Source organism: Streptomyces sp. NPDC057099 (genome assembly GCF_042671245.1).
Lineage (GTDB): Bacteria > Actinomycetota > Actinomycetes > Streptomycetales > Streptomycetaceae > Streptomyces > Streptomyces purpurascens.
Genome location: NZ_JBHUTX010000003.1, coordinates 500,459 through 506,476, shown reverse-complemented (window position 1 = coordinate 506,476; position 6,018 = coordinate 500,459). Strand labels below are relative to the sequence as shown.

Below are 6,018 nucleotides of genomic sequence, written 5' to 3'. Positions count from 1 at the left end.
TACATGCTGGACACTGCCCCACCACCAGCCCGAACAGCCCCACCCACCATCACGCCAGGGCCCGCGACCAGCCGAAATCAAGATGGCGGAGGCTCACCGTGTACCTGCAACTCGCTGCCGACCGAAATGAGCTGCCGAGGCTGCTGGAAGCCGTCCAGCAGCACGCCGCCGCCCTTCTCGCGGACGTGGACGAGCGGGACGTCGTCCCCGCGGCGTCGGCCCCGCCACCCGCGCCGCTGCCCGCGCAGGGTGTGGGTCTGGAGGCGACGCTGGACGAGTTCGCCGCCCGCTGGGAACCGACGCTGTCGGCGAGTGCGGGGCCGCGCTACCTCGGGTTCGTCACGGGAGGCGTGACGCCGGCGGCGTTGGCCGGCGACTGGATGACCGCGACCTGGGACCAGAACGCCTTCTCCTCACTGGATGGAGCAGGACAACACCTGGAGCGCGAGTCGATCGCCTGGCTACGCGGCCTGTTCGGACTGTCCGACGACCATCACGGAACGTTCGTCAGCGGTGCCACCATGTCCAACACCATCGGTCTTGCCACAGCCCGGGAATGGCTCGGCGAGCGCAGGGGCGTGTCACCTGCCGAGGAAGGCGTGGGCGGCCTCGGCGCGGTACGGGTGCTGTCGGGGGCCGCGCATTCGAGTGTGTCCAAGGGGCTGTCGATTCTCGGTCTGGGGCGCACGGCCCTGGTCCCGGTGGAGACTCTCCCCCGCCGGGAGGCCGTCGATACGGCCGCGCTTGAGCGTGTGTTGCAAGAGCACGAGGCCGATGGCCCATGCGTGGTCGTCGCCAATGCCGGTACCGTCAACACCGCTGATTTCGATGATCTGCGCGCCATCGCCGCGTTGCGTGAGCGTTACGGTTTCTGGCTGCACGTGGACGCCGCCTTCGGCGCCTTCGCGGCCCTGTGCCCGGGCTACTCGCACCTGGTCGACGGCCTCGATCTGGCCGACTCGATCTGCGTCGACCTGCACAAATGGCTGAATGTGCCGTACGACAGCGCGGTGCAGTTCACCCGCCGACGTGATCTGCAGACAGCCGTCTTCCAGAACTCGGCCGCCTACCTCGGCCCTCTCGGCGACACCCCTGACACGGCCCACCTCACCCCGGAGAACTCCCACCGCCTGCGGGCCGTCACGGCCTGGTTCACCCTGCGCGCGTACGGGCGCGACGGCCACCGAGAGATCGTCGAACGCAGCATCGCCTGTGCACACACCCTGGGCGACGCCATCGACGGCACGCCAGAGCTTCGGCTCCTGGCACCGGTCCGCCTGAACGTCGTCTGCTTCACCCTTGCAGAAGACCCCACCGCCGAACGCCTGGCCGCACTCACCGGTCGACTCGCCGACAACGTCTTCCTCACCCCAACCGTTCTGGACGGTGTGCCCGCGCTGCGGGCCGCGTTCAGCAACTGGCGCACCACCGAGAATGACACCCGACGGGTCTTCACCGCACTGCAGGGCGCGCTTCGCGAACTGTGACCGTCCACGGGAAATCCGGGGTGGCGAAGGGGAAGGTCCATCCGGCGCGCAAGGGTTCATGGGCGATGCCTCGATCCGGTGTCGGCGGTGAGGCCGACGAGAAGGCGAAGTAGTGTCGGAAGCCGTACATCCCCAGCCCGTCCACCACGGGCAGCATGTCTTGGTTCCGTGCGGTACCCGCTCGGCCCGCGCAGCAGGTAACCCTCCCGCGTAGCGCCGTGCTTCTCCTCGTACGGCTCGATCACCTCCCGTACCGAGCGCGGCAGCGGAACCTCGCGGAACTCCCCCGCCTCGCGGTGCTTCAGCTTCGCCGGCCGGCCCGCACACCAGGTCGGCCTGGCACACCCACAATCCTGTTGTCGCCACATCCGGGGAAGGCCGGGCCGGGCTGCGGCAACTCCAGCCCCACTGAGCTCAATTTAGGTTAGGCTAAGCTAAATTGCTCGTGTGGGTCCGGACCGCGTCGCGTGATCGGGGGGGAGAGAATCACCATGGGCTTGCCGGCCATCGGCTCCTATCCCATGCCGGAGCGCTCCGCGATCCCCCGGTCGCAGGTCTCCTGGCGGATCGACCCGGCACGTGCCGCGCTCCTGGTCCATGACATGCAGAACCACTTCGTCCGGGCCTTTCCCGCCGGGCGCGCCCCCGTGGTGGAACTGGTCGACAACATCGCCGCGCTCCGGGAGCTCGCCGACACCCTGGACATGCCGGTGGTGTTCAGTGCGGAGCCGGCCGGACAGCCGCCCGCGCAGCGCGGGTTGGTCGGTGACATGTGGGGGCCGGGAATAGGGGACGAGCCGGATGCCGCGGCGATCATCGCGCCGCTCACGCCCCGGCCGGGCGAGCATCTGCTGGCGAACGTGCGCCACAACGCCTTCCTGCGCAGTCATCTCGGCAGGCTGCTGCGTTCCCAGAACCGGGACCAGCTGATCATCTGCGGGGTGCACGCGCACCTCGGTGTCCTGCTGACCGCCGCGGACGCCTTCATGAACGACATCCAGCCGTTCGTCGTCGCCGACGCGGTCGCCGACTTCTCCGCCGAGGAGCACACCTTGGCGCTCCGGTGGGCCGCGCGCACCGGAGTGGTCTGTACGACGGACGGTCTGCTGCGCGCCCTGCTCCTGCACCGGGAGCGGAGAAACGCGTGACGCTCTCGGCGCGGAGCACCGGTGCCTTCCTCGATGACACATCCCCGAATTGGAGTGACTCCGTGAGCGTGACCCAGGCCGACCCGGTCGCGACCCGTTTCCCGTCCCTTCCCCAGCCGCCGGGTGAACTCCTGGGCAGCGCGGTCGTCGTCAAGTTCGGCGGCAACGCCATGGTGGACGCGAGCCTGCAACGGAGCTTCGCCCAGGACCTGGTGGAGCTGTGGCACGCGGGGCTGCGCCCGGTCGTCGTGCACGGCGGCGGGCCGCAGATCAGCGCGATGCTGGACCGTCTGGGCCTGGAGACCCGTTTCGAGGCGGGCCTCAGGGTCACCACCCCGGAGACCATGGACGTGGTGCGCATGGTGCTGACGGGCCGGGTCCAGCGGGAACTGGTCGGCCACATCAACGCCCATGGGCCCTTCGCGGTCGGCCTGACCGGCGAGGACGCGCACACGATGACGGCGGTGCGGCGGCCGGCCCGGGTGGACGGCAGGACGGTGGACATCGGTCTCGTCGGCGACGTCGTGGACGTGAACCCGGCGATGGTGCGCGCCCTGCTGGAGCAGGGGCACATCCCGGTCGTCTCCCCCGTGGCCCGCGGCGCGGACGGGCAGGTCTACAACGTCAACGCCGATCTGGCGGCCTCGGCCCTCGCCGTCGCCCTCGACGCCGAGCGGCTGGTGATGCTCACCGATGTCGAGGGGCTGTACGCGGACTGGCCGCGCAGCACCGAGGTGATCGGACGGCTGACGGCCGGTGCGCTGGACGGGCTGCTGCCCGGGCTGGCGAGCGGGATGCTGCCGAAGATGGAGGGCTGTCTGCGGGCCGTCCGCGGCGGTGTGCGCAAGGCGCACGTGCTGGACGGGCGCGTGCCGCACGCGGTGCTGCGCGGTGTGCTCGCCGAGACCAGCCCGGGAACGACCGTGGTTCCCGACGCAGTTACCAAGTCCTGACCAGGATCCGGGCGTTGCGCCGCGGATCCAGGGACTGCGCCCAGGGCCGCGGCGCCAGGCGCGCGGTCGTGGGCGTGAAGCCGTAGCGGAGGAACAGTCCGCCACCGCCGGTGGTCGCCGTGAAGAGGGCGTCGAGTGACTGGGCGCGGGCCATGGCCAGGACCGCACGCAGCAGCCCTGCTCCCGCTCCGCTCCCCTGCTGATGCTCCGCCACGCAGAAGTTGTAGACGACTCCTGCGGGTCCGCCGCCTTCTCCCCCTTCGGGATAAGCCCGCATGCCCACGCAGCCCTCCAGGGTGCCGTCCGGTGCCTCCAGCACGAGGAAGTCCGCGGCACGGTCGGCGTAGAGGGAGACGGGGCGTTCGCGCAGCGCACCCGAGCGTACGAAGGGCAGGGACAGGGCGGCGAGCGCGGCGGCATCGTCCGGGCGGGCGGTGCGCACCGAGGGCGACGGCGCGAGAAGAGCGTGCGGCGGCGCGGCAGGGCGCGGCGTAGCCGTGGTCAAGGGATTCCTTCCTCGGTACCGGGCGCGGGCCCGGATCAAACGCGCGGACGGCTCGGGCGGCCGTCGACGTACGTCTCGACGACCTCGATGTCGCCTATGCGGGAGGTGTCGACGCGTCGGGGGTCGTCGCCGAGGACGACCAGGTCGGCGCGTTTGCCGGGAGTGAGGCTTCCCAGGCTGTTCTCCCAGTGGCAGGCGTGCGCGCCGGCGACGGTGTAGGCGTGCAGGGCCTCGTCGACCGTGATGGCCTCGTCCGGGCCGATGAGCTGCCCCGAGGTCGAGGCGCGCTCGACCATGAACTGGACGGCCCGCAGCGGCGATCCGTCGGCGACGGGACGGTCCGAGCTGCCCACCAGTGGGATGCCGTGGTCCAGGAACGCCCGGCCCCGGTACATCCACGGTGCCCGTTCCTCGCCCATGATCGACGCGTAGTCGTCGCCGAAGTACCTGAGGAAGTTGGGCTGGATCACCGCGCTGACGCCGAGGCGCGCGAAGCGCGGGAGCTGGTCGGGCCGGATCAGCCCGGCGTGTTCGATGCGGTGGCGTGCCTCGGGCCGGGGCCGCAGTCGCTGGGCGCGGTCGAGGGCGTCCAGGGCGATGTCGGCCGCGCGGTCGCCGATCGCGTGCACGGCGAGCTGCCAGCCGGCGAGGTGGCCGTCCACGATGAGGTCCGTGAGCGTCTCCGGGTCGTCCTGCAACTGCCCGGTGTGGTCGAGCCCTTCGTACGGGCTGGTCAGCGCGGCCGTGCGGGCCATCATGCCGCCGTCGGTGTAGATCTTCAGCGCGCCCACGGAGAGCCGGTCGTCGCCGAATCCGGTGCGCAGGCCGAGGTCGAGGGCCCTGGGGATGCCGTCGGTCTCGTGTGCCTGGACCGGGCTCAGCCGGTCCCCGGACACCATGAGCTGCACGCGCAGAGGCAGCAGCCCCTGGTCCTGGGCGAGCTGGTAGGCGCCGAGTTCGACGGGGCTGTGCCCGAAGAGCTTGCCGCCGATGCCCGCTTCGGCGCACGCGGTGATGCCCTCGGCGAGGCAGGTGCGGGCCGCCCGGCCGATCGCCTCGGCCAGGTCCTGCTGGGAGTGCGGCAGGCGCAGGGCACGGGCGGCGCCCATGGCCTGCTCGGCGAGGAAGCCGTTCTCGTGCGGGATGTCGGCGGGCAGCAGATCCAGGACGGCCGTGTTGACGACGCAGCCGTGGCCGGAGTCGTGCAGCAGGAAGATCTTGCGTCCGTCGCTGACCTTGTCGAGCTCGGCGGCGGTCAGATGGCGGCCCAGGGCCCGCTGGTCGTAGCCGGCGATGCTCACCCAGTCGCCGGGCGCGCGAGTGCGGGTGACGGCCTCCGCGACGACAGCGAGTACGTCGTCGATCCGGGTGCGGCCGGCGATGCTCGGGGTGTTCTGTTTGAACCCGGTCCAGGCGAGGTGCACATGGGCGTCGATGAACCCGGGGAGCACGGTGGCGCCCTGGAGGTCGATCACCTCACGGGCGGGCAGGGAGGTCACGGCCTCGTCGAGGCCCACGATCCGGCCCTGCCAGATGCCCACGTCATGAGCGACCGGATGGTCCGGGTCCATGGTGAGGAAACGGGCGTTGGTCAGCCTGGTGCAGAGCATCGGTGAGGTCAGACGTCCATCGTCGCGGCGAGGGACCTCGGGCGCAGGTCCGTCCAGTGGGTCTCGACGTACTCCAGGCACGCTTCCCGGGTGTTCTCGGCGAAGGCGGTCGTCCATCCCCCGGGCACCTCGGCGAACGACGGCCAGAGCGAGTACTGGCCCTCGTCGTTCACCAGGACCAGGAAACGGCCTCCGTTGTCGTCGAAGGGGTTGGTGCTCATGCTCGATGCCTCCTTGGAGGGCCAAGATTAGGTTAGGCTCGCCTAATTGACTGGAGCTTAGCCTTTGTCCCTTCCCTCTCACAAGGAGACAGTC

General features: G+C 70.5%; 6 protein-coding genes. 3 read left to right on the top strand and 3 right to left on the bottom strand.

Annotated elements, in window-relative coordinates:
* Positions 1-98: 98 nt before the first annotated feature.
* The 3 genes from ACFT4A_RS06850 to argB all read left to right on the top strand — a co-directional run bounded on the left by ACFT4A_RS06850 (position 99) and on the right by argB (position 3,588).
* Entirely contained in the window at positions 99-1,487 is a 1,389-nt protein-coding gene (locus ACFT4A_RS06850) for a pyridoxal phosphate-dependent decarboxylase family protein (protein ID WP_382826642.1), read from the top strand.
* A 491-nt stretch (positions 1,488-1,978) separates the two neighbouring features.
* The gene (locus tag ACFT4A_RS06845) at positions 1,979-2,635 is read left to right on the top strand and encodes an isochorismatase family protein (RefSeq protein ID WP_376387583.1); all 657 of its coding nucleotides are present in this window, start codon (positions 1,979-1,981) and stop codon (positions 2,633-2,635) included.
* A 131-nt stretch (positions 2,636-2,766) separates the two neighbouring features.
* Positions 2,767-3,588, top strand: coding sequence for an acetylglutamate kinase (gene argB, locus ACFT4A_RS06840; RefSeq protein ID WP_382826641.1), 822 nt, complete (start codon positions 2,767-2,769; stop codon positions 3,586-3,588).
* On the opposite strand, the gene ACFT4A_RS06835 is transcribed toward argB, so the two are convergent.
* From ACFT4A_RS06835 to ACFT4A_RS06825, 3 genes are read right to left on the bottom strand one after another with little or no spacing between them, the layout of a single operon-like run.
* On the bottom strand, positions 3,575-4,093 hold the full coding sequence (locus ACFT4A_RS06835) for a GNAT family N-acetyltransferase (protein ID WP_382826601.1): 519 nt from the start codon (positions 4,091-4,093) through the stop codon (positions 3,575-3,577). The genes argB and ACFT4A_RS06835 overlap by 14 nt on opposite strands.
* A gap of 35 nt (positions 4,094-4,128) precedes the next feature.
* Positions 4,129-5,703, bottom strand: coding sequence for an amidohydrolase (locus ACFT4A_RS06830; RefSeq protein ID WP_382826600.1), 1,575 nt, complete (start codon positions 5,701-5,703; stop codon positions 4,129-4,131).
* 8 nt (positions 5,704-5,711) lie between these two features.
* Entirely contained in the window at positions 5,712-5,924 is a 213-nt protein-coding gene (locus ACFT4A_RS06825; protein WP_382826598.1) for an MbtH family protein, read from the bottom strand.
* Positions 5,925-6,018 lie beyond the last annotated feature (94 nt).

Coding starts and splice junctions, on each gene's coding strand:
- ACFT4A_RS06845 (WP_376387583.1), top strand. CDS start 1,979: ATGGGCTTGCCGGCCATCGGCTCCTATCCCATGCCGGAGCGCTCCGCG.
- ACFT4A_RS06830 (WP_382826600.1), bottom strand. CDS start 5,703: ATGCTCTGCACCAGGCTGACCAACGCCCGTTTCCTCACCATGGACCCG.
- ACFT4A_RS06825 (WP_382826598.1), bottom strand. CDS start 5,924: ATGAGCACCAACCCCTTCGACGACAACGGAGGCCGTTTCCTGGTCCTG.